This is a genomic window from Leclercia sp. W17, assembly GCF_003336325.1.
Taxonomy (GTDB): Bacteria; Pseudomonadota; Gammaproteobacteria; order Enterobacterales; family Enterobacteriaceae; genus Enterobacter.
Map to the genome: position 1 here is coordinate 2,213,781 of NZ_CP031101.1, position 25,464 is coordinate 2,239,244.

A 25,464-nucleotide genomic window follows, 5' to 3' on the forward strand; every position below is an offset into this window, starting at 1 on the left:
GCCATGACAACGTTTCATTCCTTAACGGTGGCAAAGGTGGAACCTGAAACCCGCGATGCGGTGACCATCACCTTCGCGGTTCCCCAGCCTTTGCAGGAGGCCTATCGCTTCCGTCCGGGACAGCATCTGACCCTGAAAGCCCATTTAGCGGGCGAAGAGTTGCGCCGCTGCTACTCCATCTGCCGCAGCGTTCAGCCGGGCGAAATCAGCGTGGCGGTAAAAGCCATCGACGGCGGGCGCTTCTCGCGCTATGCCCGGGATGAAATCAAGCAGGGGATGGCGCTGGAGGTGATGGTGCCGCAGGGGCATTTTGGCTATCAGCCGCTGGCCGAACGGGAAGGCTGCTACCTGGCGATTGCCGCCGGTTCCGGCATCACCCCGATGCTGGCGATCATCTCCAGCACCCTGAAAACCGAACCGAACAGCCAGTTCACCCTGATTTACGGTAACCGCAGCAGCCAGAGCATGATGTTCCGCCAGGCGCTGGCCGATCTGAAAGACAGCTATCCGACCCGCCTGCAGGTGGTCAACATCTTCAGCCAGGAGACCCTGGACAGCGAGCTGCTGCACGGGCGCATCGACGGCGAAAAACTGCAGGCGCTGGCCAAACACCTCATCGACTTCAGCCAGTTTGATGAAGCCTTTATCTGCGGCCCGGCGGCGATGATGGACCAGGCCGAACAGACCCTTAAGGCGCTGGGGATGCCGGAAAAATCGCTGCATCTTGAACGCTTCAACACGCCGGGCACAACCATCAAACGCACCCATACGGTACAGACCGGGGGGCAAAAAGTGACGGTGCGCCAGGATGGGCGCGACCGCGAGATCACCCTCACCGCTGAAGACGAAAGCATTCTCGATGCCGCGCTGCGCCAGGGGGCGGACCTGCCTTACGCCTGTAAAGGCGGGGTCTGCGCCACCTGCAAATGCAAAGTGGTGCGCGGCAAGGTGGATATGGTTACCAACTACAGCCTGGAGCCGGATGAACTGGCGGCAGGCTACGTGCTGAGCTGCCAGGCCCTGCCGCTGACCAGCGACGTGGTGGTGGACTTTGATGCGAAGGGGATGGCATGAGCGACCTGATTGTCACCCGTCACGGTCGGGTATTGCTCCTGACCCTTAACCGCCCGGCGGCCCGCAACGCCCTGAACAATGGCCTGCTGAGCGAACTGGCGTCCACCCTGGAAGCTGCCGCCGCAGACAGCGAGATTTCGGTGTGCGTGATTACCGGCAACGAACGTTTCTTTGCCGCCGGAGCCGATCTGAACGAGATGGCGGAAAAAGATCTGGCCGCCACCCTTAACGACATACGCCCGCAGCTGTGGGCGCGGATCAATGCCTTCAGCAAACCGCTGATTGCCGCCGTCAATGGCTATGCGCTGGGCGCAGGGTGTGAGCTGGCGCTGCTCTGCGATGTGGCGATCGCCGGGGAAAACGCCCGCTTCGGCCTGCCGGAAATCACCTTAGGCATTATGCCGGGCGCGGGCGGCACACAACGGCTGATCCGCAGCGTCGGCAAATCCCTCGCCAGCAAAATGGTGCTGACCGGGGAAAGCATTACCGCCCGTCAGGCGCTGGCGGCCGGGCTGGTGAGCGATGTACATCCCGAGGCCCTGACCCTGGAATATGCTCTCAAGCAGGCGACACTGATGGCGCGTCACTCCCCGCTGGCGTTGCAGGCGGCGAAGCAGGCGCTACGCCAGTCCCAGGAGGTGGCCCTCACCGCCGGGCTGGCCCAGGAGCGTCAGCTCTTCACCCTGCTGGCCGCCACCGAGGATCGCCGGGAAGGGATCGACGCCTTCCTGCAAAAACGCACCCCTGAATTTAAAGGACGCTAACCATGGATTTTATTCTGAGTCACGTTGAGCAGGGGGTCATGACCCTTACCCTGAACCGCCCGGATCGGCTCAACAGCTTCAATGAGGAGATGCATCAGCAGCTGGCGGCATGTCTGACCCAGGCGGAGCGCGACGACAGCGTGCGTTGTCTGCTGATTACCGGTGCCGGACGCGGTTTTTGTGCCGGGCAGGATCTCAACGACCGTAACGTCGACCCGAACAGCCCGGCGCCGGATCTCGGCATGTCGGTGGAGAAATTTTACAACCCGCTGGTACGCCGTCTGGCAAAACTGCCCAAGCCGGTGATCTGCGCGGTGAACGGCGTGGCCGCCGGAGCGGGGGCGACCCTGGCGCTGGGCTGCGACATCGTTATCGCCGCCCGTTCGGTGAACTTTGTCATGGCCTTCAGCAAGCTCGGTCTGGTGCCGGATTCCGGCGGCACCTGGCTGCTGCCGCGTCTGACCGGGCGCGCCCGGGCGATGGGCCTGGCGCTGCTGGGGGAGAAGATCAGCGCTGAGCAGGCCTATGCCTGGGGGATGATCTGGCAGGTCGTGGATGACGCCGAACTGACCGATACCGCCCGCCAGCTGGCCGTGCATCTCGCCTCCCAGCCGACCTTTGGCCTGGGGCTGATCAAGCAGGCGATCAACGCCGCCGAAACCAACACCCTTGATGCCCAGCTGGATCTGGAGCGCGACTATCAGCGCCTGGCCGGGCGCAGCGCCGACTACCGGGAAGGGGTCAGCGCCTTCCTTAACAAACGCGCGCCGCAGTTTACGGGGAAATAAGATGACGACAATTCATACCGTGGCGGTGATCGGCAGCGGCATCATGGGAGCCGGGATCGCCGAAGTGGCGGCGAGCCACGGCCATCCGGTGCTGGTGTATGACATCAATGCCGACGCCATCTCCCGCGCCATTGACGCCATTCGCAGCCGTCTCGAATCCCGCGTGGCGCGCGGCAAGCTCGCCCCGCATGACGCCGAACAGACGCTCCAGCGCCTGGTGCCCGTTACCGAAATCCACGCGCTGGCGAAGGCCGACCTGGTGATTGAAGCTGCCTCTGAGCAAATGGCCGTTAAAAAGGCGCTCTTCGCCCAACTGGCGGAGATTTGCCCGGCTAATACGCTGTTGACCAGCAACACATCCTCAATTTCTATTACCGCGATTGCCGCCGACCTGCGTCATCCCGAGCGCGTGGCGGGGCTGCACTTCTTTAACCCGGCCCCGGTGATGAAGCTGGTGGAAGTGGTGAGCGGGCTGGCGACTTCCGGGGAAGTGGTCGAACAGCTGAGCGAGCTGGCGACGCGCTGGGGGAAACAGCCGGTGCGCTGCCAGTCCACGCCGGGCTTTATCGTTAACCGCGTGGCGCGTCCGTACTATGCCGAAGCCTGGCGGGCGCTGGAAGAGCAGGTGGCCGCCCCGGAAGTCATCGACGCGGCGCTGCGTGAAGGCGCGGGCTTCCCGATGGGGCCGCTGGAGCTGACCGACATGATCGGCCAGGACGTCAACTTCGCCGTGACCTGTTCGGTATTCAACGCCTTCTGGCAGGAGCGCCGTTTCCTGCCGTCGCTAGTGCAGCAGGAGCTGGTGCTGGGTGGGCGTCTCGGCAAGAAGAGCGGGCAGGGGGTCTACAACTGGCGTAACGAAAAGCCAGCGGTGAGCTGGCTGGCAGAGGTAAGTGATAGTTACAGTGTCACGCATCAGCAGAAAAAAAGTGACGGTGTCACTGAAATCGACGGCGTACTGCTGATTGAAACCCAGGGCGAGACCGCCCAGGCGCTGGCGAACCGTTACGGCCAGCCAGTGGTGGTGTTCGACAGACAGGAGAGCGACGTGGCGGTGATTGCCGCAGCGGCCAGCAACCCGACAGCCGCGACACTGAAAGTGGTGCGCCACTTCCAGCAGCAGGGCAAGCGCGTATTGCAGGTGGCGGATTATCCCGGCCTGCTCATCTGGCGCACGGTGGCGATGATTATCAACGAAGCCCTCGACGCCCTGCAAAAAGGGGTCGCCAGCGAACAGGATATCGATACCGCCATGCGCCTCGGGGTGAACTATCCGCGCGGCCCGCTGGCCTGGGGAGAACAGCTTGGCTGGCAGCGTCTGCTGTGCCTTCTGGAAAACCTGCAACGCCATTACGGCGAAGAGCGTTACCGTCCTTCATCCCTGCTGCGCCAGCGCGCGCTTCTGGAGAGTAGCTATGAGTCATAACGCCTGGCGCAACGCCCGCGCCATGTATGAAAACGATGCCTGCGCCCAGGCCTATGGCATCGACATTATTGAGATGGATGAGGGCATGGCAGTACTGACCATGACCGTCACGCCGCAGATGCTTAATGGTCACAAGAGCTGCCACGGCGGACAGCTGTTTACCCTCGCCGATACCGCTTTCGCCTACGCCTGCAACAGTCAGGGGCTGGCGGCGGTGGCCTCGGGCTGCACCATCGATTTTGTCCGTCCGGCGTTTGCCCACGATAAGCTTACCGCCACGGCGCAGGTGCGTCATCAGGGGAACCTGACCGGCGTATATGACATTGAAATCGTTAATCAACAACAGAAAACGGTTGCCCTGTTCCGTGGGAAATCCCACCGCATCGGCGGCACTGTGACAGGAGAAGCATGATGCGTGACGCCTTTATCTGTGACGGGATCAGAACCCCAATCGGTCGCTATGCCGGTGCGCTGTCCGGTGTGCGCGCGGACGACCTGGGCGCCATCCCGCTGCGCGAGCTGCTGGCGCGTAACCCGGGTCTGGATGCGGAGCGCATCGACGATGTGATCTTTGGCTGCGCCAACCAGGCGGGGGAAGACAACCGTAACGTGGCGCGCATGTCCCTGCTGCTGGCCGGGCTGCCGCAGACGGTATCCGGCACCACCCTGAACCGCCTTTGTGGTTCCGGTCTGGATGCGCTGGGCTTTGCCGCCCGCGCCATCCGCGCCGGTGATGGCGACCTGATGATTGCCGGGGGTGTGGAGTCGATGTCTCGCGCGCCGTTCGTAATGGGCAAAGCCACCAGCGCCTTCCAGCGCCAGAATGAAATTTTCGATACCACTATCGGCTGGCGTTTTGTGAACCCGCTCATGGCGCAGCAATTTGGTTCTGACAGCATGCCGGAAACGGCAGAGAATGTAGCGGAATTGTTAAAGATTTCCCGTGAGGATCAGGATGCCTTCGCCCTGCGCAGCCAGCAGCGTACCGCTAAGGCCCAGGCCAGCTGCATTCTGGCCCAGGAGATCGTGCCGGTCGTCATTAAAGGCAAAAAAGGGGCGGTCACCGAAGTGGTGCATGACGAGCATCTGCGCCCGGACACCACCCTCGAAATGCTGGCCGGGCTGAAAGCGCCTTTCCGGGCGGGCGGCGTGGTCACCGCCGGCAACGCTTCCGGCGTGAACGATGGCGCTGCGGCGCTGATTGTCGCCAGCGAGAAGATGGCGGCAGCCCAGGGCCTGACCCCGCGTACCCGCATCGTGGCGATGGCGACCGCTGGCGTTGAGCCGCGTCTGATGGGGCTGGGCCCGGTGCCTGCCACCCGTCGTGTGCTGGAGCGTGCGGGCCTGAGCATCAACGACATGGACGTGATCGAACTGAATGAAGCCTTTGCTTCGCAGGCGCTGGGCGTGCTGCGCGAGCTGGGGCTGCCGGATGATGCGCCGCACGTTAACCCCAACGGCGGGGCAATTGCCTTAGGCCATCCGCTGGGTATGAGCGGGGCCCGCCTGGCGCTGGCCGCCAGCAACGAGCTGCATCGTCGTAAAGGGCGTTATGCGCTTTGTACGATGTGCATTGGTGTCGGTCAGGGCATTGCCATGATCCTTGAGCGTGTCTGAACAATTATAAAAAGTGGGTACCCTACAATGACAATCACAATGACAAATACAGCGACAACCGCAACGTCAACTGCAACCTCGACGGCAACGCATCTTGACCCCATCGAAACCGCCTCCCTTGATGAGCTGCAGGCCCTGCAAACCGAGCGCATGAAGTGGACCTTAAAACACGCCTATGAAAATGTGCCGATGTACAAACGCAAGTTTGATGATGCAGGCGTACATCCTGACGATTTCAAAGAGTTAGCGGATATCCGCAAGTTCCCCTGCACCACCAAGCAGGATCTGCGCGATAACTATCCGTTCGACACCTTTGCGGTGCCGATGGAGCAGGTGGTGCGTATTCATGCCTCCTCTGGCACCACCGGTAAACCCACCGTGGTCGGCTACACGCAGAACGACATTGATAACTGGGCCAACATCGTGGCCCGCTCGCTGCGCGCCGCGGGGGGCAGTGCCAGGGACAAAATTCATGTCGCCTACGGCTATGGCCTGTTTACCGGCGGGCTGGGCGCCCACTACGGCGCCGAGCGTTTAGGCGCCACGGTGATTCCGATGTCCGGCGGCCAGACCGAGAAACAGGCCCAGCTGATCCGCGATTTCCAGCCGGACATGATCATGGTGACGCCTTCTTACTGCCTCAACCTGATCGAAGAGCTTGAGCGCCAGATGGGTGGCGATGCCAGCCAGTGCTCCCTGCGCGTGGGCGTTTTTGGCGCCGAGCCCTGGACCCTGGCGATGCGTCGCGAAATTGAAAAACGCCTCGGTATTACCGCCCTGGATATCTATGGCCTCTCCGAAGTGATGGGCCCGGGTGTGGCGATGGAGTGCATCGAAACCGCCGACGGCCCGACCATCTGGGAAGATCACTTCTACCCGGAGATCGTCAACCCGAACGACGGCACGCCGCTGGCCGATGGCGAGCAGGGGGAACTGCTCTTCACTACCCTCACCAAAGAGGCGCTGCCGGTGATCCGCTACCGCACCCGCGACCTGACCCGCCTGCTGCCGGGCACCGCCCGCACTATGCGCCGCATGGACAGGATCAGCGGCCGCAGCGACGATATGCTGATTATCCGCGGCGTCAACGTCTTCCCGTCCCAGCTGGAAGAGGAGATCGTCAAGTTTGAGCATCTGTCACCGCACTATCAGCTGGAGGTGAACCGCCGTGGTCATCTTGATTCACTTTCGGTGAAGGTGGAGCTGAAAGAGAGCAGCCTGTCGCTGACCCACGAGCAGCGCTGCAACGTCTGCCACCAGCTGCGCCACCGCATTAAGTCGATGGTGGGGATCTCTACCGACGTGACGATCGTCAACTGCGGCAGCATTCCGCGTTCCGAAGGCAAAGCCTGTCGCGTCTTCGATCTGCGTAAGGCCGCAGCCAACAGCTAAGGCCGTCCGCGACCCTCTGCGTATTAGGGAGGGTCGCGCTTTTAGCGCTATGCTATGATTCATCCGCGAAAATAATCACAACAGAATGAATCACATGAGTAAACTCGACGCCTTTATCCAGCACGCTGTCAGCTCCGTTCCCGTCAGCGGCACCTCGCTGATCTCCTCCCTGTACGGTGATGCCCTGTCCCATCGCGGTGGTGAAGTCTGGCTGGGAAGCCTGGCGGCCCTGCTGGAGGGGATGGGATTTGGCGAGCGCTTCGTGCGTACCGCGCTGTTCCGTCTTAATAAAGAGGGCTGGCTGGATGTGGTTCGCATCGGCAGGCGCAGCTTCTACCGCCTGAGCGATAAAGGGCTGCGTTTAACCCGCCGGGCCGAAACCAAAATTTATCGCGCAGAGCTACCGGCCTGGGACGGCAAATGGCTGCTGCTGCTCTCTGAAGGGATGGACAAAACCACGCTGGCGGATGTGAAAAAGCAGCTGATCTGGCAGGGCTTCGGCACCCTGGCACCGAGCCTGATGGCCTCGCCGTCGCAACAGCTGGCAGACGTACAGACCCTGTTGCATGAAGCGGGCGTGGCGGAAAACGTCATCTGCTTTGAGGCGCATTCGCCGCTGGCACTCTCCCGCGCCGCGCTGCGCGCCCGGGTGGAGGAGTGCTGGCAGCTCAGCGAGCAGAACCTGATGTATGAAACCTTTATCGACTCGTTCCGGCCCCTGCTGCCCCTGCTGCGGGAGGCCACGCCGGAGGAGCTGACGCCGGCGCGCTGTTTCCATATCCAGCTCTTGCTGATCCATTTTTATCGCCGGGTGGTGCTTAAGGATCCGCTCCTGCCGGAAGAGTTACTCCCGTCGCACTGGGCAGGCCAGACGGCCCGCCAGCTGTGCATTAACATTTATCAGCGCGTCGCGCCGGGTGCGCTGGCGTTTGTCAGTGAGAAAGGGGAGACCTCGGTCGGCGAACTGCCGTCGCCCGGCTCCTCCTACTGGCAGCGCTTCGGCGGCCTGACGCCCGCGTAACGGAGGTTATGTGCCTGTATATCAAATTGATGGTCTGACACCGGTTGTTCCACAGGAGAGTTATGTCCACCCGACAGCGGTCCTGATTGGCGACGTGATCCTCGGTAAGGGCGTCTACGTGGGCCCCAACGCCAGCCTGCGCGGAGATTTTGGCCGTATCGTGGTGAAAGACGGGGCCAATATTCAGGATAACTGCATCATGCACGGCTTCCCCGAGCAGGACACGGTGGTGGAAGAAGAGGGACATATCGGGCACGGCGCCATTCTGCACGGCTGCGTGATCCGCCGTAATGCGCTGGTGGGGATGAATGCGGTGATCATGGATGGCGCTGTGATTGGCGAGAACAGCATCGTCGGCGCGGCGGCATTTGTGAAAGCGAAAGCGGAAATGCCTGCCGACCATCTGATTATCGGCAGCCCGGCCAAAGCGATCCGCGTGTTGAGCGAGCAGGAGATGGCGTGGAAAAAGCAGGGCACCCGCGAGTACCAGACGCTGGTGGAGCGCTGCAAACAGACGATGCATCAAGTGGAGCCGTTGCACGAGGTGGAACCGGATCGCAAGCGGCTGGTGTTTGACGAGAACCTGCGGCCGAAGTCGGCCCGCTGAGCGGCAAACCCCTTAATCCTGCGTGAGGCCATCTTTGTGTAGATTGAAGGATGTTAAGGATTAATTTAGTGGCACCCTAAAAGCCCCGGCACGCTGTCGCTGGGGCTTTGTTTCTGCGTTTTTATTTTACCTGTCGCTATTGGCATCCCCAATACGACCTATTAATGCGCAGCCAGTTCGTAAAAGAATGCCGGGTTCGCCTGGATCGTGGCCAGCACTTTGGCTGCCAGGCCGGTGGGGTTACGTCTTCTGGATTCCCAGCTTTTGATGGTATCCACGCTGGTGCCCAGCGCTTTTGCCATTTCTGACTGGGAGACGTTGAGCTGCTCTCTGATCGCTTTGACATCGGCAATCTCATAGCGGGTAACGCGGGAAGGGGCTTTGTTCCCGTTTTTGATGTCGACCGCCTCTTCCAGGGACGTTTTGAGTTCGTCAAAAAAATGCATTTCACACCTCGTTTTTCAGTAAGGTTGTCAGTTTTTTTAGTTCAGCCTTTTCCGCATCAGTGAGATTCTCTTTGGCGCTTTTCGGATAAGCGAGCAACAGCCAGATAATCTCCCGTGTTGCCAGAAGGTAAATCACCCTGGCGCTACCGCTTTTACCCTGAGTCCCCGTTGCCATCCGGACTTTTCGCAGCCCGCCGGTATTCTGAATAACATCACCTTTGTCCGGAAAGGCAATGAGCTCTCTTTGTAACGTCAGGAGTTCATCATCAGTCGCGATCTGTTTGATTTGCCGCGTAAACAGTGACGTCTCGATAAATTCTATCGCATGGCACACGATTCTCTCTCCATGTAAGGTACCATGTACACCTTCAGGTGTACATAGTACAGATCCAGAATTATTTTGCTGCCAGAGAACGCATGAACTGAAATGCGCGCTGGCACTGGTCGGCATTGTAAGGAGCATGGCGAGAGTGTGCTGAACAGCGTGCTGACGCTACGAGGCGTCTCGTAAAATTGCAGGGTATATCAGAAGATAAACCCTCTCAGAGGAGAGGGTTATCAGGAAATTTATGCTTTACTTCCCGGCGGACGACGCCTCGACAGACTCTTCCCGTCGGTTTTTGCCCACCGTTTCTCGCGCGTTATTCTCAATGCGATACTCAATGGTCACTCGCTCAACGCTGGTCGGCGTGACGGTAATCTCCTTTACCCTGGTACCCGAGTCGGGCGGCAGGGTCATGATCGTCTCGCCTTTAGCAAGCCATTTTCCGCTCTGCTTCACCTGCCACGTCAGGCGGCAATCTTCGCAGGCTGACCAGGTGTCGTTAATCGCCCACAGGCGCACCGTCGCTTCGCGTCCCTGACGCCAGACGTCGGTTACGGGTTCGATGGAGGGGAGGATCGGCTGGTAGGCGCGCTTCAGGGCGTAGTAACCCGCCTTCGGTTTGCGCAGGTAATCCACCACCCCCCAGTTAATCGAGGGCCAGGTTTCGACAAACATAAAGTGGAAGAGGGCCGTCACCGGCTGATAGCGCTGTCGGCGATAGCTCTCCGCCGCCGTCGCCACCAGCTGCGCCTGATACGCCTGGGTATTGGCAATCATCTCCTGGATAGTATTGCCCCGGGGAATATTGGCGAACTTAAAGGTCTGGAAGGGCTGGAAGTTATGGTACTTCCAGTGCGTCCAGCCGGGATCGTCCGCCGCCGTGCTCTTCGGCCACATCAGGCTCTCAGGGATGAAGGTTTTCAGGGTGGAGAGCCGCGGCAGCGCCTGGGCGCCAAACTCGGTGATAATCCCGGTTTTGGCGGGCGCCAGCAGATCGCGTATCGTGCCGAAGTACCAGCCCGCCCAGTAGTGCTCCTCCACGGCGGAAAAACGGTGCACGATGCGGGAGCTATCTTCCGCGAGCGTGTCGCCCACCCGTTTCGTCAGGGACTGGTTTAAGCTTTTGTTCCAGTCCGGGAAGCGTTTTTCCATCCACGGTGAGTTCCAGGGCGGCTCGTTGTGCCCGCCCCAAACGATGATGGCCGGCGAGTTACCGAACTGCTCAACCATCTGGCGGGTCTGGCGAACCGCGTTATCGGCAAAGGCGACGCTGTCATCATAGCCCCACTGGAGGGGCACATCCTGCCAGATCATCAGCCCCATCTCATCCGCTACATCATAGAGCGCGCGGCCTGCCACATGCCCGTGGACGCGAATGGCGTTGGCGTTCATCGACTCCACCAGTTCGAAATCCCGGCGGTATTTTGCCCGCGTCATGGTGCCGAGCCAGGGGGAGCCAATATAGTTACTGCCCTTGATGAACAGCCGACGGTCGTTGATGAGCCAGCCTTTATTGTCCGGCTGCTCCTCCAGCTTGCGTAACCCGGTTCGGGTGAGGGCGGTATCCATCAGCCCCTGGTCATCCCGCAGCGAGGCTCGCACCCGGTAGAGGTTCGGCTTGCCGACGCCCACCGGCCACCAGAGCCTGGCGGAGCGCATTGGTAGCGAGACGTTCAGGGTGCCGGCGGCGCTCTTGAGCGTGACCGGGAAGTCCTGCTGAAAGTCCGGGCCGCTGAAATTGTCCGGCGCGGCAGAGAGGCGCAGGGTGGCGGGCCCATCCGCCAGCGCCCGGTAGCGAATCTCGGCGCGCAAGAGGGGGTTTTGCAGCCCCTCGCGCCAGTCCGGGCGCAGGATCACCTCGTCAATCGTCACGCCGCGGCTCATGTGCAGCTTCACCGGCGCCCAGATGCCACCGGAGTTGGCATCCTGGCCATGCTCGGACCAGGCGCCACCGGGGCGGGTGTCGTGCTGGTTAAGCACCCCTTTGACCAGGGTTTTGTGCAGCGGCCAGATGGTTTTCGGATCTTCGTACGGGCTCTCCACCCGAACGGCGAGCCGGTTATGGCGGCGCAGGGCGTCGCTTACGTCCACCGGGAAGCGCTGGAAATAGCCCTCGTGGCGGGCAAGCGCCTTGCCGTTGAGCGTCACGTCGGCGAAATAATCCACGCCGTCAAACACCAGGGTGGCCATGGTATCCGGCGTGCGCTCCGGCAGGGTAAATTCATGACGGTACCAGAGCGCGCCCTGATGATCGTATCCGGCGCTGTACCAGTTGGCGGGCACCCGGAGCGTGCGCCAGCCGCTGTCAGGAGCGCTGGCCCCGTTAAAAGTGTCATCGTTGGCATCATGCACGCGCCACTGCCCGGCCAGCGACCAGGTGACCGGCACAGGCGCCGCTTGCGCCAGCGGAAGCCAGACGACCAGCGGCAGAATAAGTTTAGGGATCATGATTCATCTCCTGCGCCCGGTGGTGCAGCCAGGCGGCACCGCGTCCGGCCTCGTTGAGGAGCTCGCCGCGCAGCGCCTTAAGCCCGGCCGGGTCCAGCGTTGTCGCCTGGCTCTCTAACTGCTGGAGCCGTTCTGCCAATCCGGTAAAGCCGAGGGTGGCGGCTTCGCCGCGAAGCCGGTGCGCCGCCCGGCCCAGAGCCTCGCGGTCGTCGCGGTCGATCGCCCGGGCGATTGTTGCTACCGCCTCGTCGAGCCCCTCGCCGAACAGATCCAGCAGCTCCTGTACCAGAGCGGGATCGTCCGCGCACTGTTTTAATAGCCGGGCTTCGTCCGGCAGCCCTTTATCACTCTGCGGGTTATGACTCTCCGGGCCGACGCGCGCAATCTCTTGCTGCAATGCCTCCTGGCTCACCGGCTTGGCAATATAGCCGTCGAACCCCATCGCCAGGCAGCGTTCTTTATCTCCCTGCATGGCGTGGGCGGTCATGGCGATGGCGGGCTGGTGGGTGCCCCCCCTGGCCTGCGTCTCTTCCCGCAGCAGGCGGATAGCGGTTTCGCCGTCCATCTCCGGCATTTGCAGGTCGATCAACAGAATGTCCTAGGCGTGTTCCCGCCAGCGCTCCAGCGCCTCGCGCCCGTTATTGACCACTTCGCACCGGTGGCCGAGCCGCTCCAGCAGGCGGCGGGCGACTTTCTGGTTCACCAGATTATCCTCGGCCAGCAGAATGCGTAGCCCGGCCTGCGGCACGGCGGGCGCCGTCGCGGGGGCCGGAGTCAGGACTGGGGTGGGTTCAAGCACGCTGGCAATCACCTGATGCAGCTCGCGCTGGGCAATGGGTTTATGCAGATAGTGGGCGATGCCGATGCGCTTAAGCATGTTGGCGTCAAAATGGCGGCTCATGGAGCTGAGCATAATGATATGGCTTTGCTCGGTCTGGGGCAGCACGGAGAGTTCGAGCGCCAGCGAAACGCCGTCCATATCCGGCATTTGCGCGTCCAGCAGGATCAGCGCCCATCGCCTCTCTTCGGCTGCGCGTCGCAGCGCCTCGGCGGCGTTGTTAACGCAGGTTGGCGCCAGCCCCATCTGGTGAAGCATGGTATCAAGCAGGCGCAGGTTGGTGCTGTTGTCATCCACCACCAGCACCTGTTCGCCATTGAAGCGCCCTACAGGCGCGGCGGCCTGCTGGCTCTCCAGCGGCAGGGTGAAGGCAAATTCGCTCCCCACGCCGGGGTGGCTCTCAACCGTCAGCTCGCCACCCATCAGGCTCACCAGCCGGGCCGAGATGGTCAGCCCCAGTCCGGTGCCGCCGTAACGGCGGGTGGTGGAGCTGTCGGCCTGGCTGAAGGCCTCGAAGATCGCTTTTTGCTTATCCGCCGGAATGCCGATGCCGCTGTCGCGGATGCGAAAACGCCACCGACCTTCATCGTCAGCGGGCGCTATCGCCAGCAGCACTTCGCCCTGGTGGGTAAACTTCAGGGCGTTGCCCAGCAGGTTGGTAAGGATCTGGCGCAGCCGGGGACCGTCCGCTACCAGCACCTCCGGCAGCTCGGGGGCAATATCCACCAGCAGCTCAATGCCTTTTTCGCTGGCGGCGGGCATGTGGGGGCGGATCAGCGACTGAATAAAGGGGCGGATCTCCAGCGGCTCCACATCCACCGACATCTTGCCCGACTCGATGCGGGAGAAGTCGAGAATGTCATTGATAATATGCAGTAGCGACTGGGCCGAACTCATGACCAGCGAAAGATACTCCCGTTGCTCCGGGTTAAGAGGGGTGTCCAGACAGAGCTGGGTCATGCCCAGAATGCCGTTCATCGGGGTGCGAATTTCGTGGCTCATGTTGGCGAGGAAGGCGCTTTTCGCCTCGTTGGCCTCCCGGGCCACCTTCGCCGCCTCTATGGCCAGCAGTTCCGCCTCTTTACGACGGGTAATATCCTGCAGGGTGCCGATCACCCGTTCGGCCTGCTGCTGCATGTTGAGAGTCACAACCTGGCCCGAAATCAACATCCAGCGCCAGCCCCGGGCGGCGTGCTGGACGCGAATTTCGCATTCGAATACCGGCATATGCGCCTGGCGCGAGGCGATCATCGCCTGGCGCAGGGTGGCGCGATCCTCCTCGTGCACCAGGTTAAGCAAAAAGCGCAGCGGATAGAGCAACTGCGTGCGTGACTCGCCCACCATCGCCAGCAGAGTATCGTTCACCTGCAGGCTGTCGTGGGAGACCTGCCAGTCCCAGATGCCGATCTGGATCGACTCCGCGGTAAGTAAAAAATCGTCGTGCAGCTGGTGGCGCGAGCGCTGGGCCTCGTCCAGCTCGGTGATGTCCGTATGCAGGCTGATAATGCCGCCGTCGGCCAGCCGCTGATGCTGAACGTAGAGCCGCCGCTGACCAGACTGCCGCACTTCGCGATGGCTCGGCTGACGGCAGTTGCGGATAATCGCTTCGCGCAGGGTCTGGCGGCGGCCAGGATCGATGTTATAGCCCGCATCGATAAATTTTTCCGCCAGGCTCTCCAGGGTGGCGCCGACGGCCAGCCAGGGGGTGATGACCGGGTAAAAGCGCGTCACCGGGTCGTTCCAGGCCAGCAGGCGCTCCGCCGGATCGTAGATCATTACCCCCATGGGCAGCGCGTTAAGATCGAAATAGGATCGCTCTTGCATGGTTATTCGCCTCCCGCCTGATAGTGCAGCTCCGCCTGGCGGCGCAGGTACTCCAGCCCGGGCGCGATCGCCATTGCCCAGGCGGTGAGGATCTCCTCGTCGCAGAGGGGATCGCAGGCGCGAACGGTTCTGAGCATCGCTTCCCGCCAGAGGGCGAAAAACCGCGGCGGCAGGCGCAGCCCTTCATGGCTCTGCTCCCGCGCCAGCCGCTCCAGAAAGTCCGGCACGAAGAGCGCACCATCGACGGCCAGCATGGCGAAAAAGCTCTTAAAGAGCATCTGCTGGCCCTCCGCCTCCGGATGCCGGGCGAAGTGCTGCTCCGTTTCAGGAGACATATGGATAAATGTCTCCCGGAAGGCCTCAAAAAAGCGCTTTTTGTCGTTCTCCGGCAAGACGCGGTTCAGGCTTGCCTCAAAGAGATCGCGATAAAACTTCATGGTGCACCCCTCGTGGCCCGTTCGCCGGGCAGACAGAGGCCGGGCGGGTTAAATTCATCCGTCGTGCGGCGGGAGAAATAGCTGTTCTCATCCGCAAGGCCGTTTTCAAACAGCGGCCCGGCGTTGTGTTTGTAATAGAGGGCTTCCAGCACCATGGCGTTGGTGGAGAGGGTCAGGGTCGGGTTGATATCGCCGGTCGCCTCAACGCGTCCCTCAAACCAGCCCTGCTGCGGGTTGTTAAGATGGCGGGTGACCGCCATCAGGGCATCGGTATAGTCGGTTTTCCACAGCGCCCAGAGTAGGAAGACCGCTTTGGTAGAGACCTGCGCCAGCCGGGGGTAGTATTTGCCATCGTCCCCCAGGGTGTTCCAGGCATAGCCGTTTCCCCAGACGGTGTCCTCAACGTGCCAGGGCGCCTGGGAGAGATAAAAATCGGCCCGCGCGGTGAGCACTTTGTCCTGCTCCCAACGTGATTTCTGAGTGAGCCATATCCCTTCTGCCCTGGCGCGCAGCGCTTTTTGCACATTGGACGGTACGCCGGGCGGCTGCCAGCCGAACTCCACTCCGGGCAGCATCGCGGGGAGGGTGGTCAGCAGAGAGGGTTGCCATGTGGTGCGCGGATCCCGGGCATCTACGTTGAGGCTGCGCTGATAGAGGATCACATTACGCGAAGGGGGAGTGAACGCCTTTCCTGCCGGGAATCCCCACAGGCGAAACGCGCTGGCGGCGTACTCACTCTCACCCAGACGCAGCTCCTCGCGCAGCACCGGCTGGCCGTTCTGAACGGAGGCGGACCACAGTTCCCCCTCGTTATCCATCACCCGGCAGAAGTTCCAGCGCAGAATGATCTTATCCAGATACTCGCGATACTGGGGGGCGCGTTCGGCAGTAAGCCGCAGGGCCAGCATCAGTCGGGCCATATCCTTTGCCGACCAGCCGCTCTTTGCCGGTTTACCGGTAAAGTCGATGGGGGTCGCCGTCCGGCTGGAGTAAAGCCTGCCCGGCGTGCGGGTTTCGGTCAGGGTCAGCCGGTTAAGCGTGCCGAGCAGGCGCGTCAGGCGGGCGTCAAACTCAGGCTCCTGCACCAGCCCCAGATCCCGGGCGGCGAGCAGGGCGATGAGGGTGTCGCCCATTTGCCAGAGGGTTACCCGCGGCTGTTTGTCGCTGCCGTTCACCAGCCCGGTCTGCGGCTGGGTGTTATTTTCGAAATAGCGCCAGGCGATGCGGGCCCACGCCTGCTCCTGCGGCGTCAGGCTGTCGATGCGCGCGGTGGTGTGCCAGCCGCCCTTCGTCAGCCAGCGCCACCCTGCGCCCTCCCGGCTGAAGAGGGCGAGGGCAATAAGCAGCAGGAGGAGGGCGACCGCCAGCCAGCGGGCTACGGTTTTAAGCATTGCGCGGTCACCGGCGGCAGTTTAACAGGCTCGTCTGCACTACAGGCGGCGCACTGGCATGCCTGGCAGGCGGGTTTCGTGCGCTGGGTGGTCCCGGTCTGTTCACACCAGCTCTTAACCGCCGGGGTGCTACTCAGGAAGGGGCGGTTGCGCGGGGTGTTATTGGGCTCGAACAGATCCACCAGCTTTTTGTCCCAGAGCGAAGGGGCGAGATCGCGGTTTTTCGGGTTGTCGGTATTAAACCGCAGCAGCTTGCCCTCTTTCTTGAACAGCAGCGCCTCCAGCATGATGCCGTTGTTATTGGCAGTGAACTCTTTAATCGGGCCGTCGCCGTTTTCGTAAAGCCCCTCGTAGTAGCCTTTGCCCTCTTCGTTGGCGTTTTCAATGGTGTCCAGCAGGCGGTCGGTGTAGGGCGAGTTCCACAGTACCCACATCCCCAGTGCCGCCTTCAGGGATACGGCGGCGGTGTTGGGGACATACTGGCCTTTGTCGGTGATGGTGTTCCAGTTAAAGCCGTCGCTAAAGACGGTGTCATACACAAAGTAGGGCGACTTATCCAGCTGGTGCTCGGAGCGGGCGGACAATATCCCGGTAATGGCGTAGCGGTTCTCCTGAGCCTGATAGACCCGGTCGGCAAAGTTTTTCATCCACGGGTGGGAGTAGTCGCGCGGGCTGTTATTCCGGTCGAGCGGATTGTCATACCCGAACTCCATGCCGTACAGCACGTAGGATTCGGTCACTACATAGTTATGCTGGCTGGTTTGACGCGGATCGCGCGAGTCGTAGGGCACCAGCACGCAGTAGATCTCTGCCAGCTCGTAAGGCTGCGGGCGGCTGGCCTGACAGGTGCTAAATCCCCAGAGCTGGAAACCTGCCGCGCCATACTCTTCATAGCCCAGCCGTCCTTCCTGCACATATTTCGGCTGGCCGTTCTCCAGGTAGGCGCCGTACATCATGCCGCAGGGATCGATAACGTGGCTGAAGTCCCACCCCAGCACCACGTTATCGATGCTGTTGGCATACTCCGGGTAACGCTCTTTGATCACTTTTAGCCAGATCAGCATCCTGCCGATATCCAGCGCCGAGAAGCCAATCTCCCCCGGTTTATTCTGGTAGTTCACCTTCTGGCCGGTAATGGTGTTGTAGGCTTTGTTGGGCAGCTCGTTGCGGAACAGATCCAGCTTGTTCAGGGTGGCGAGCAATTTCAGCATCCGGCGGTCAAACTCGGCTTTATCAATGATCCCCAGCTCCCGCGCCGCCGTCATGGCGGCCATATAGGAGGCGCTGTCCCACATGGTGGTGGAGGGGTATTTGTTTACCGCATTGACCAGCCCGGTGGTGGGTTGGAAGTTGGCGACAAAATATTGCCAGGCGTTTTTGGCGATAGCCATCTCCCTGGGGGTAAGCTCGCCGCTGCGCGGTTCGTACTCCGAGGCCGGCAGCACGGTGGCGGCCTGTGCAGCGGAAAGCGTGAGCCAGCACGCCAGAAGCCCGGCCAGAAGAGGAAAAAAGAGGAGAAATTTCAGCTTCATGGCGTAGCTCCTGCTGAAGAAGTAGGGGAAGTCGTCAGGCTCAGACAGGCCAGACAGAGCATCTGGCCGTGGGCAATATAGGCCAGGCTTTCGAGCACGATGGCATTGGTATCAGCGTCAATCACATCATTCACGCTGCTGTTCAGGTTAAGTCCGCGCTGCCACCCCTTGCCGGGCACCTGCAGCGTCTGAACCTGCTGGCGCAGCGCTTCGCTCCAGCCGTTGCGGAACAGGGCGTACCAGGCGAAGGCGGAGCGGGTGGAGGTGATCGCAGTCTGTTCCGGGGTGGCATCGCGCAGGGCGCTGGTTTGTAGCGGCTGGCGATCGGGCAGATCGTTTACGTAATCCGGCGCGGGCTCGGCATAGTCGGTGCTGATGGGCGGCTTGCTCACCCGCAGCCCGTGACGGCGCTGCTGGATCTGCATAATGCGCCAGGCGATCTCCGCGCTCTGGGCGTCGAAGCCCAGCTCCAGGCCGGTTAACAGGTAGGGGAGACTGATAAGCGATGGCTGTCGGCCCCAAGGGGTACGTAGCCCCTCGTCGGGCACCATAATACCGTCGATATCGATCATCTGCTGCCCCTCCGGCGGGTTGGTCACCGCCAGCCCCGCCGCGCTGTCGATCAGCCGAAGCGTATGGCTGGCATACAGACGATAACCGAAGCTGTTTCTGGGCTCGTCCGCCGCCAGTGCCCAGTGGTGGAGCGGCGCTGCGGCCTGGGTTGCGGGGTTACTTGCGATCAGGGCCCCAACCTTCCACTGGTTAAAGAGGTCGCGCACGGCGGCGGCATGCTGGGGATAGCGCCACAGCAGGGTTTGAAGGGCATTGAGCAGGCGGCCCATGCCAATAGCGGAGGAGTCTGGCTTGCCCAGCATTTGCAGCGTGTCCGCATGATAATAAGCGGCGGGTAGCCCTTCGGGATTCAGCGGGAGCTGCCCCAGCGTAAACAGCGCCGCGGTGATGCGCTCATCAAATTCGTCTGTCGTCAGGATATTGAGCTGTTTGGCGGCCACCAGCGCAAAGAGATAGCTGCCGGTGCTCCACAGGCTGAGCCAGGGCTCGCCATCGTGGGCGTTGGCCAGGCCGTTCGGCTGGGTATTATTGACATAATATTGCCAGGCCACCCGCGCCCAGATCGCCTCGTCGAAGGTTAGCTCGCGCGAGGCGGGCAGGGGTGGGAAATCCTTACTCAGGGTCATGCCCGCGCTGCTCTCCACGCGCGAAGGCATCTGTTTCTCCACCCAAACGACGATGGCGAAGCCCAGGAGGAAACCGATCAGAATAGTGAGGTAGCTGCGGGCCGACAGCAGCGCATCGCGTTTTCTCATTGGCTCGCCTCCTCTTCGGCCGGGGTCCAGACGGCGGCCAGAATCAGCGGCAGCATGGCGGCAATATTCACCGCACCCCAGAAAATATTGATGACGTAGCCGGAAGGGTCGTCAACCTGGCCGCGGGCTACCTGTATTCCGCCCCAGATGAGGCCCGCCAGGGTGAGCACGACGATAGCGATCTGCGGCTTCACCAGGTAGAGAAAACGCCCTGTCTGCCGCTCTTTGGGGGTGACGTGAAATTTTATCTGCTCGCCGCGCAGCACCGTATCGAGCGCCCGCAGATTCATGGAGAAAAACGAGAGATACGATGCCCTGCCATCCCAGGCTGATATTCCCCAGGTGCCGAACATAAACGCCAGTTCGGAGACGATGAAAAAGGGCAAAAAGTGGAGATAAAAGGGCTCAGACCAGGCCGACACAGGGGGAATACCGGTAAAGAGATAGATAATCGGCGAGACCAGGAAAATGGTATTCCATACGCAGGCCATGTAGGACCAGAAGGTGGTGGCATACATCAGCGTTTGCGGCAGAGAGAGCTTAAAGCGGCGGCGGCTGAAGATATTGTCGTGAAACAGAATATCCAGCGAGCCGGCGGCATATTTAAAACGCTGGATCATCCAGGTCAGCATATCCTGCGGGGAGAGCATCTTGGATTCAATGCGCGGGTGCATGACCGAGCGCCAGCGGCGCGCGGCATCGCCGTGCAGCAGGATAGAGGTGTAAATATCCTCGGAAACGTGGAATTTATATGGGGTCAGCTCCGTATCGAAGGCCACGTGGGGACGCATTGCCTCCTGCAGGGTTTCGCGCATCGCCGGATCGCGTATGTCCCGGGTATGGCGGTCGATCTCCTCTTCGACGGTCCAGACGTAGCTGCGCAGCGCCGCCTGCATCACCGCCTCGCGTCGATGCACCGAGGCCGCGCCGCAGCAGAAGGCGGCATTAGCCCAGTTGCGGCGGCGTAAAATCACGTCGTAGAACATGCGCGGATCGTTGAAAAAGGGATCCCGGCCAAGGGTCACCGGGCCGATAAATTTCTGGGCGAGCCAGCCGAGACCGTATCCCGCTTTACCCGCCCTGCGCCCGAGCCAGTGCGCCAGATTTTCCCCTTCCGGCAGGTCGAAGAACCACTGGGGTGTTTGCACCCAGGCGACGTCCGGATCGCGGAAATAGCCCAGCGTATGGCTGAGCAGCGTGGGGAAAACGCGGGTATCGGCGTCGCAGATGATCAGGAAATCGCCGTCGGTCTGCTCAAGTCCGTTGCGCAGGTTGCCCGCCTTAAAGCCGATATTGGTCTGGCGGGTAATGTAGTTGGCGCCTTCCTCTTCGCATACGGCTTTCATCTCCGGACGCCGACCATCATCCAGCACATGAACCTTGTAATCCAGCGGGACAGGGTAGGCCATTTTCATGGCGTCGCGGATGGAGAGCCGCACCAGCTCCACATCTTCGGAGTAGGTGGCGATAAAGAGATCGACCTTTATCGGCCTGGACTCCTCGGCATCTTCCGGCCGCAGGCAGTCGTTGATCTCAGACGGCGGGGGCGTTTGCGGCGGATCCTCTTCCTTCCACAAGTTAATGGTGAACAGCACCGTGCCGATCCAGGCCAGGGTTTCCGCCAGCACCAGCGGAATGGCGTACCAGAGCGCGTCGGTATTTAAAGAGGCCGTCCAGCGCCAGTAAATATAGTTGGCACCAAGAATAAGCGCGGCCACCGCTAATACCTGCCAGGTCATCATGACCCAGCGCGGCGTTTTAAGCGGTTCAGGCGGACGACGATGTTCAAAACGGGAAAAATAAAAATCCATAGCGAAGGATATCCTGATTCCACGATGACAATAAATTAATAGCCTGTTACCGACAGGGAGAACGCCATGGAAATAACGCTCACAAAAACATAATTTAAGGTAAGTGTAGAACGCGGATAAAAATAATCCAGCAGGTTAAATTGCAACAGTTTAGGGGCGCTTAAATAAAAGTTAATTATTAATAAGGTTTTTTCCTGCGTACCGCAATAATTGCCAGATGAAGGCATTTACGCTATCTAAATTATTAGCACGATGCTTTTTCAGGATCATTAACAGGACTCCCTATGAGCCAGATTGCGCCTGCAATACCGCAAGAAGAAAACATAAAATCAAGGGCATGGCGCTATTCTCTTGCCGGGAATCGCGAGCTGCGTATTGATTTTATGCGCGGAATTGCACTGGTAATGATGGTGGTGGCGCATACAGAGGTGATGTCGATATTTAATATATTTACCTGGGAGCGTTTTGGTCTGACGACCGGTGCGGAAGGATTTGTCATTCTTTCCGGATTTATGCTGGGGATGTTAAATCGTGCCAGATTACAAAAAGTTGTCTTGCTCACTATTTCCTGGGGGCTTTACCTCAGGGCGTGGAAAATATACCGGGTAAATATTATTATCATTTTATCCTTTCTGTTGCTGGGGTATTTGCCTTTTATAAACGTTTTTGAAGTGACCCATTTTACCGACCGTTTTTCGGGAACCACCTGGTCCCTTTATCCGGTGACGCCGCAGATAAAAGAGACCTGGTTTAACATTGTTCTCTATCTGCAAATTGGTCCTCACCAGACGCAAATTTTAGGGCTCTATATCTTTCTCCTGCTGTTAAGCCCTTTGTTTTTAGGCATGTTGCAAAGGGATAAAGTGTACTGGCTGCTGGGCCTTTCGCTGCTGGTTTACTGCTGCTGGCAGCGCTGGCCGGTACGGATAACCCCGTCGCAGTTTGAGTTCGCCTTTCCGCTGCTGGCGTGGCAGTTTATTTTTGTGCTGGGAATGAGTTGCGGCTGGTATAAAGAGGAGCTGCTCTCTTTCGCTCGCACTCCCGCTGGCAAAGTGGTGGTCGCGGCGCTGGTGGTGATTGCACTGGCCCTCGGCTTTGTCGCCCAGAATCATACCAACCCCTTTATGCCGCCCGCGCTCCTGATGCATACCATCCCTGCGGCGGACTTCAACGCGTTTTACCATACCTGGGCGGCAAAAAACGGGCTGGGCCCGGTGAGGGTGCTGAACGATATCTGCCTGATGGTGACGGTCTATCTCCTCCTGACCTGGTGCTGGCAACCTCTTTACCGGCTGGCAGGCTGGTTTCTTATCCCGCTCGGCCAGCGCTCGCTTTATACCTTTATTTTGCACGTCTACGTCGTGCTCGCGGTAAGCCAGTTTGTGACCTTCGATCTGTGGCGTCAGGACTGGGTAGTAAACACCGTTGTACATGCAGCGGCGCTTGGTGTGCTGTGGCTACTGGCGAAATATAACGTCGCCGCACGCTGGATACCTAACTAAGGAAGGGGAGATGCGGGAGAGATATTTGCTGGCCTGCGCACTCTTGTGCATTGCCATCGGCGCAGAGGCGGCGCCGAAGGAGGATGCCGGGACACTGCGCGACAACAACGGCGAGCCGGTGCAGGCGGGGGTATTTACCAGCCGCTGGGGGCGGCTTTTCTCAGGCAATGAGGATGTTTTTTCCGGCGCGCTGAGCTTTAGCTCGGGCCTGAAAGAGCAGTGGATGACTATCCCCAACAGCTCAGACAGCGCGGAGCAGAAGCGAAAATATAACCAGACGCTGAACCTGAGTCTGCAATATTCCCCTTACAGCTACTGGTTTGCCAACGTCACGTCGCGTCTACCGGTCACCGACACCAGCCGCTATACCGCTGACTTTCGCTACAGCTTCGGCTACGACGACTGGCACGCCAATACCCTTAGCCTGGTGTACAGCAATTACGGGGATAACCGCTTCTGGACCTCGGGCAGCGGTCGTCACACTTACTTCGAGCAGGGGGCAGTAACCCTGGCCTACAAATTCTCGCTGCCGAAACCGGTGGAGAATACGCTGTTGATCAACAAAGGCGACGCCATTATCTGCCAGGTGGGCTACAGCTGGGTACCGCGCTACTACGATCTGGAGAGCAACGATATCCGCAAAAACAAAAACGTGATGCTGGGCGGATGCGGTTACACCTTCAGACAACATTTCTTTGTGCGCGCCACGGCGTTCTGGTTCCCGGACAGCAGCCAGCAACAGCCCTGGAACGGCGATTACAGCTACAGCTTCGGCTATGCAGGCTATACGCCAGGCTCATTCTCCGTTCAGTATGCCAACTATTCCGGCACCCGTTATCCCGGCCACCAGAGCGGCAACGGTAAGTTTCGTGAAGGAACGGTTAGCCTTATCTGGTTCTTACCGCTTTAGGGGGCGAGAGTGGCGCAGCATGTACTGATTGTGGAAGATTCGCTGGTCTATCGTCGGCTGCTGAGCCGGATGCTGGCGCAGTGGGGCTATAAGGTCAGCGAGGCGGAAAACGGCCTCGCCGCGCTGCAGATCCTCGAAAGCCAGCCGGTCAGTCTGGTCATCAGCGACTGGGAAATGCCGGAGATGGATGGCCTGACGCTGTGCCGGGAGATCCGCAGCCGCCAGATTGGTCACTATATCTATGTCATTCTCCTTACCGGCCGTGAAAATCCAGACGATCTGACGCTGGGGTTTGACGCTGGCGCGGATGACTTTCTCAGCAAGCCTGTCGAGCAGAGCGAACTGCGGGCGCGGCTGCATGCGGGGGCGCGTATTCTCTCCCTGGAGGCGACCCTCGCCGCCCGCAACGCCCGCCTTAGTGAGGCTCTGCGCCAGATTGAACAAGATCTCGAGGTGGCGGCACGTATCCAACAGTCGGTGCTGCCCGCGCACCAGCAATGCTACCGGGACTACTTTTCCGACTGGCTCTTTCTGCCCTCGGCCTGGGTTTCCGGGGATATCTTTAACGTCTTCCCGCTGGATAACCATCTGGGCTTTTACTGTGTGGACGTCTCCGGCCACGGCGTAGGGGCGGCAATGATGTCCCTCGCAGTGGCCCGCCAGTTTTTGCACGGTAGGGCGGTAGAGCGCTTTCTCTTTACCGACGACGACGAGGTGGCGTCGCCCGCCGAGGTGGTGCGCATCCTCAACGGCCGTTTTTGCAGCGATGAGGTAGAGATAGTCAGCTATTTCACCATGATTTACGGCGTCATCGATCTTGATACCGGCGAGGGGAAACTGTGCCAGGCCGGTCACCCGACCCCCTTTATCGTCAACCCGGACGGAGAGGTCAGAGCCGTCGGCAGCGGCGGAGCGCCGGTAGGATTGATGCCCGATCTCAGCTGGACGGATGTCGACTTCACGCTGGCGGCAGGCGAGCGGCTCTGCCTGTTCAGCGACGGCATTACCGAATGTGAAAACCTCGCCGGGGAACAGTTTGGCCCGCAGCGGCTGCAGGAGGCGCTGCGGCAAGGGGCCGCCCTCGGACTGAACGATCTCCTGGCGCAGTTTGCCCGGCACCTTATTCACTGGCGTAGCGGGGAAAACCAGGAGCAATCATCGATGGCCGATGATGTTTCACTCTTAGTGATTGAGCGTAAAGGAGAAGAGCAATGAATATTGATACAGAGCGGCAGCCCGATGTGAACATTATGATCCCGGCGGTGCGTCGGCTGGATGCCTCGGTGGCGGCGGCGTTTAAGGAGGCGATTACCCGCGAGATCGGTGAAGATCGCAAAGCCCTGATCGTCGACTTCAGCAAAATCGATTTTATCGACAGTAGCGGTCTGGGAACCCTGGTTTCCCTGCTGAAAATGATGAACGGTAAAGGCGATATGGTGCTCTGCGCGCTGAACCCCGGCATCCGCAACATGTTTACCCTGACCCGGATGGATCGCATTTTCCGCATCTGCCCGGACCGCGCCGCGGCGCTGGCGCAGCTGAATCAATAATATGGCCGTGGCTCACGAGATTGCGCTTCCGGCCGCGTTAAGCTCGCTCTCGCCGCTGGCGGAGTGGCTGGCGCAGCAGATGGCCTCGCTGCCCGTGGACGAAACCTGGCGCTTTGCGCTGGATCTCGCCGCCTGCGAGACGGCGACCAATATCATCCGCTATGCGCTGCACGAGGATCAACGCCAGCTTTTTAACGTGACCTTTATCGCCGCCGACGCTGGCGTGACCCTGCGCTTTACCGATGCAGGGACGCCTTTTCCCGCTGAACGCCTGGCCGAGGCGCGTAAGGCGTTTGATGACGACACGCTGCTCGCAGAAAGTGGCCGGGGGCTCAGACTGATCCTGCTGTCGGTAGACAGTTTTGACCTCGAACGCCGGGACGGAAAGAATATTGCGGTGCTGGAAAAAGGGTGGTGAGGGCTGAAAAGCAAA

At 60.3% G+C, this 25,464-nt stretch carries 22 protein-coding genes and 1 pseudogene; 14 read left to right on the plus strand and 9 right to left on the minus strand.

Features of this window, described 5'->3' with window-relative positions:
- Positions 1 to 3: 3 nt before the first annotated feature.
- The 9 genes from paaE to paaY all read left to right on the plus strand — a co-directional run bounded on the left by paaE (position 4) and on the right by paaY (position 8,689).
- On the plus strand, positions 4 to 1,074 hold the full coding sequence (paaE, locus tag DVA44_RS10885; RefSeq protein ID WP_114386748.1) for a 1,2-phenylacetyl-CoA epoxidase subunit PaaE: 1,071 nt from the start codon (positions 4 to 6) through the stop codon (positions 1,072 to 1,074).
- A complete protein-coding gene (paaF, locus tag DVA44_RS10890) occupies positions 1,071 to 1,838 on the plus strand; it encodes a 2,3-dehydroadipyl-CoA hydratase PaaF (RefSeq protein ID WP_114386750.1) in 768 nt (255 codons plus the stop codon). Before paaE ends, paaF begins: the two co-directional genes overlap by 4 nt.
- A gap of 2 nt (positions 1,839 to 1,840) precedes the next feature.
- Positions 1,841 to 2,626 carry a 2-(1,2-epoxy-1,2-dihydrophenyl)acetyl-CoA isomerase PaaG gene (paaG, locus tag DVA44_RS10895; protein WP_114386752.1) on the plus strand — a complete coding sequence of 262 codons (786 nt, stop codon included), beginning with the start codon at positions 1,841 to 1,843 and terminating at the stop codon, positions 2,624 to 2,626.
- Position 2,627: 1 nt separating this feature from the next.
- The gene (gene paaH, locus DVA44_RS10900; RefSeq protein ID WP_114386754.1) at positions 2,628 to 4,052 is read left to right on the plus strand and encodes a 3-hydroxyacyl-CoA dehydrogenase PaaH; all 1,425 of its coding nucleotides are present in this window, start codon (positions 2,628 to 2,630) and stop codon (positions 4,050 to 4,052) included.
- A complete protein-coding gene (gene paaI / locus DVA44_RS10905; RefSeq protein WP_114386756.1) occupies positions 4,042 to 4,464 on the plus strand; it encodes a hydroxyphenylacetyl-CoA thioesterase PaaI in 423 nt (140 codons plus the stop codon). The genes paaH and paaI overlap by 11 nt, the downstream gene beginning before the upstream one ends.
- Entirely contained in the window at positions 4,464 to 5,669 is a 1,206-nt protein-coding gene (gene pcaF / locus DVA44_RS10910) for a 3-oxoadipyl-CoA thiolase (RefSeq protein WP_114386758.1), read from the plus strand. Before paaI ends, pcaF begins: the two co-directional genes overlap by 1 nt.
- 39 nt (positions 5,670 to 5,708) lie before the next feature.
- On the plus strand, positions 5,709 to 7,061 hold the full coding sequence (gene paaK, locus DVA44_RS10915) for a phenylacetate--CoA ligase PaaK (RefSeq protein WP_114386760.1): 1,353 nt from the start codon (positions 5,709 to 5,711) through the stop codon (positions 7,059 to 7,061).
- An 85-nt stretch (positions 7,062 to 7,146) separates the two neighbouring features.
- Positions 7,147 to 8,082, plus strand: coding sequence for a phenylacetic acid degradation operon negative regulatory protein PaaX (paaX, locus tag DVA44_RS10920; RefSeq protein WP_103179802.1), 936 nt, complete (start codon positions 7,147 to 7,149; stop codon positions 8,080 to 8,082).
- A 10-nt stretch (positions 8,083 to 8,092) separates the two neighbouring features.
- Positions 8,093 to 8,689, plus strand: a complete 597-nt coding sequence (gene paaY, locus DVA44_RS10925) for a phenylacetic acid degradation protein PaaY (protein ID WP_103822156.1) — start codon at positions 8,093 to 8,095, stop codon at positions 8,687 to 8,689.
- A 161-nt stretch (positions 8,690 to 8,850) separates the two neighbouring features.
- Here paaY and nadS read toward each other — a convergent pair whose 3' ends face one another.
- From nadS to DVA44_RS10970, 9 genes and pseudogenes are all read right to left on the minus strand, one after another.
- Positions 8,851 to 9,135, minus strand: coding sequence for a NadS family protein (gene nadS / locus DVA44_RS10930; RefSeq protein WP_114386762.1), 285 nt, complete (start codon positions 9,133 to 9,135; stop codon positions 8,851 to 8,853).
- A gap of 1 nt (position 9,136) precedes the next feature.
- Complete coding sequence (locus tag DVA44_RS10935) at positions 9,137 to 9,469, minus strand: type II toxin-antitoxin system RelE/ParE family toxin (RefSeq protein WP_114386764.1); 333 nt, start codon at positions 9,467 to 9,469, stop codon at positions 9,137 to 9,139.
- Between the two features lie 240 nt (positions 9,470 to 9,709).
- Positions 9,710 to 11,908, minus strand: coding sequence for a sugar-binding domain-containing protein (locus DVA44_RS10940; RefSeq protein ID WP_114386766.1), 2,199 nt, complete (start codon positions 11,906 to 11,908; stop codon positions 9,710 to 9,712).
- Positions 11,898 to 14,570 (minus strand): annotated as a pseudogene (locus tag DVA44_RS10945) (response regulator). The gene DVA44_RS10940 and the pseudogene DVA44_RS10945 overlap by 11 nt, the downstream one beginning before the upstream one ends.
- Positions 14,571 to 14,572: 2 nt before the next feature.
- Entirely contained in the window at positions 14,573 to 15,007 is a 435-nt protein-coding gene (locus DVA44_RS10950; RefSeq protein ID WP_103179796.1) for a globin, read from the minus strand.
- The gene (locus DVA44_RS10955) at positions 15,004 to 16,398 is read right to left on the minus strand and encodes a DUF3131 domain-containing protein (protein ID WP_114386768.1); all 1,395 of its coding nucleotides are present in this window, start codon (positions 16,396 to 16,398) and stop codon (positions 15,004 to 15,006) included. The genes DVA44_RS10950 and DVA44_RS10955 overlap by 4 nt, the downstream gene beginning before the upstream one ends.
- A complete protein-coding gene (locus DVA44_RS10960) occupies positions 16,383 to 17,930 on the minus strand; it encodes a DUF3131 domain-containing protein (RefSeq protein WP_114386770.1) in 1,548 nt (515 codons plus the stop codon). The genes DVA44_RS10955 and DVA44_RS10960 overlap by 16 nt, the downstream gene beginning before the upstream one ends.
- The gene (locus tag DVA44_RS10965) at positions 17,927 to 19,258 is read right to left on the minus strand and encodes a DUF3131 domain-containing protein (protein ID WP_114314810.1); all 1,332 of its coding nucleotides are present in this window, start codon (positions 19,256 to 19,258) and stop codon (positions 17,927 to 17,929) included. Before DVA44_RS10965 ends, DVA44_RS10960 begins: the two co-directional genes overlap by 4 nt.
- Positions 19,255 to 21,069: a glycosyltransferase gene (locus tag DVA44_RS10970; protein ID WP_103822148.1), complete on the minus strand. Its 1,815-nt coding sequence runs from the start codon at positions 21,067 to 21,069 to the stop codon at positions 19,255 to 19,257. The genes DVA44_RS10965 and DVA44_RS10970 overlap by 4 nt, the downstream gene beginning before the upstream one ends.
- A gap of 284 nt (positions 21,070 to 21,353) precedes the next feature.
- Here DVA44_RS10970 and opgC point away from each other — a divergent pair, with 284 nt between their 5' ends.
- The 5 genes from opgC (at position 21,354) to DVA44_RS10995 (ending at position 25,449) form a co-directional block, all read left to right on the plus strand.
- The gene (opgC, locus tag DVA44_RS10975) at positions 21,354 to 22,571 is read left to right on the plus strand and encodes an OpgC domain-containing protein (RefSeq protein ID WP_114386772.1); all 1,218 of its coding nucleotides are present in this window, start codon (positions 21,354 to 21,356) and stop codon (positions 22,569 to 22,571) included.
- 10 nt (positions 22,572 to 22,581) lie between these two features.
- On the plus strand, positions 22,582 to 23,481 hold the full coding sequence (locus DVA44_RS10980; protein WP_114386774.1) for a hypothetical protein: 900 nt from the start codon (positions 22,582 to 22,584) through the stop codon (positions 23,479 to 23,481).
- 69 nt (positions 23,482 to 23,550) lie between these two features.
- Entirely contained in the window at positions 23,551 to 24,696 is a 1,146-nt protein-coding gene (locus DVA44_RS10985) for a PP2C family protein-serine/threonine phosphatase (protein ID WP_246843632.1), read from the plus strand.
- Positions 24,693 to 25,031 carry an STAS domain-containing protein gene (locus DVA44_RS10990; protein ID WP_114386776.1) on the plus strand — a complete coding sequence of 113 codons (339 nt, stop codon included), beginning with the start codon at positions 24,693 to 24,695 and terminating at the stop codon, positions 25,029 to 25,031. Before DVA44_RS10985 ends, DVA44_RS10990 begins: the two co-directional genes overlap by 4 nt.
- Position 25,032: 1 nt before the next feature.
- Complete coding sequence (locus DVA44_RS10995; protein ID WP_114386778.1) at positions 25,033 to 25,449, plus strand: ATP-binding protein; 417 nt, start codon at positions 25,033 to 25,035, stop codon at positions 25,447 to 25,449.
- The last annotated feature ends 15 nt before the right edge of the window (positions 25,450 to 25,464 follow it).

Coding starts and splice junctions, on each gene's coding strand:
- paaE (WP_114386748.1), top strand. CDS start 4: ATGACAACGTTTCATTCCTTAACGGTGGCAAAGGTGGAACCTGAAACC.
- paaF (WP_114386750.1), top strand. CDS start 1,071: ATGAGCGACCTGATTGTCACCCGTCACGGTCGGGTATTGCTCCTGACC.
- DVA44_RS10960 (WP_114386770.1), bottom strand. CDS start 17,930: ATGAAGCTGAAATTTCTCCTCTTTTTTCCTCTTCTGGCCGGGCTTCTG.
- DVA44_RS10950 (WP_103179796.1), bottom strand. CDS start 15,007: ATGAAGTTTTATCGCGATCTCTTTGAGGCAAGCCTGAACCGCGTCTTG.
- opgC (WP_114386772.1), top strand. CDS start 21,354: ATGAGCCAGATTGCGCCTGCAATACCGCAAGAAGAAAACATAAAATCA.
- paaK (WP_114386760.1), top strand. CDS start 5,709: ATGACAAATACAGCGACAACCGCAACGTCAACTGCAACCTCGACGGCA.
- DVA44_RS10965 (WP_114314810.1), bottom strand. CDS start 19,258: ATGAGAAAACGCGATGCGCTGCTGTCGGCCCGCAGCTACCTCACTATT.
- paaI (WP_114386756.1), top strand. CDS start 4,042: ATGAGTCATAACGCCTGGCGCAACGCCCGCGCCATGTATGAAAACGAT.
- paaX (WP_103179802.1), top strand. CDS start 7,147: ATGAATCACATGAGTAAACTCGACGCCTTTATCCAGCACGCTGTCAGC.
- DVA44_RS10970 (WP_103822148.1), bottom strand. CDS start 21,069: ATGGATTTTTATTTTTCCCGTTTTGAACATCGTCGTCCGCCTGAACCG.
- DVA44_RS10940 (WP_114386766.1), bottom strand. CDS start 11,908: ATGATCCCTAAACTTATTCTGCCGCTGGTCGTCTGGCTTCCGCTGGCG.
- DVA44_RS10995 (WP_114386778.1), top strand. CDS start 25,033: ATGGCCGTGGCTCACGAGATTGCGCTTCCGGCCGCGTTAAGCTCGCTC.
- DVA44_RS10985 (WP_246843632.1), top strand. CDS start 23,551: ATGCTGGCGCAGTGGGGCTATAAGGTCAGCGAGGCGGAAAACGGCCTC.
- paaG (WP_114386752.1), top strand. CDS start 1,841: ATGGATTTTATTCTGAGTCACGTTGAGCAGGGGGTCATGACCCTTACC.
- nadS (WP_114386762.1), bottom strand. CDS start 9,135: ATGCATTTTTTTGACGAACTCAAAACGTCCCTGGAAGAGGCGGTCGAC.
- DVA44_RS10980 (WP_114386774.1), top strand. CDS start 22,582: ATGCGGGAGAGATATTTGCTGGCCTGCGCACTCTTGTGCATTGCCATC.
- DVA44_RS10955 (WP_114386768.1), bottom strand. CDS start 16,398: ATGCTTAAAACCGTAGCCCGCTGGCTGGCGGTCGCCCTCCTCCTGCTG.
- pcaF (WP_114386758.1), top strand. CDS start 4,464: ATGCGTGACGCCTTTATCTGTGACGGGATCAGAACCCCAATCGGTCGC.
- paaH (WP_114386754.1), top strand. CDS start 2,628: ATGACGACAATTCATACCGTGGCGGTGATCGGCAGCGGCATCATGGGA.
- DVA44_RS10990 (WP_114386776.1), top strand. CDS start 24,693: ATGAATATTGATACAGAGCGGCAGCCCGATGTGAACATTATGATCCCG.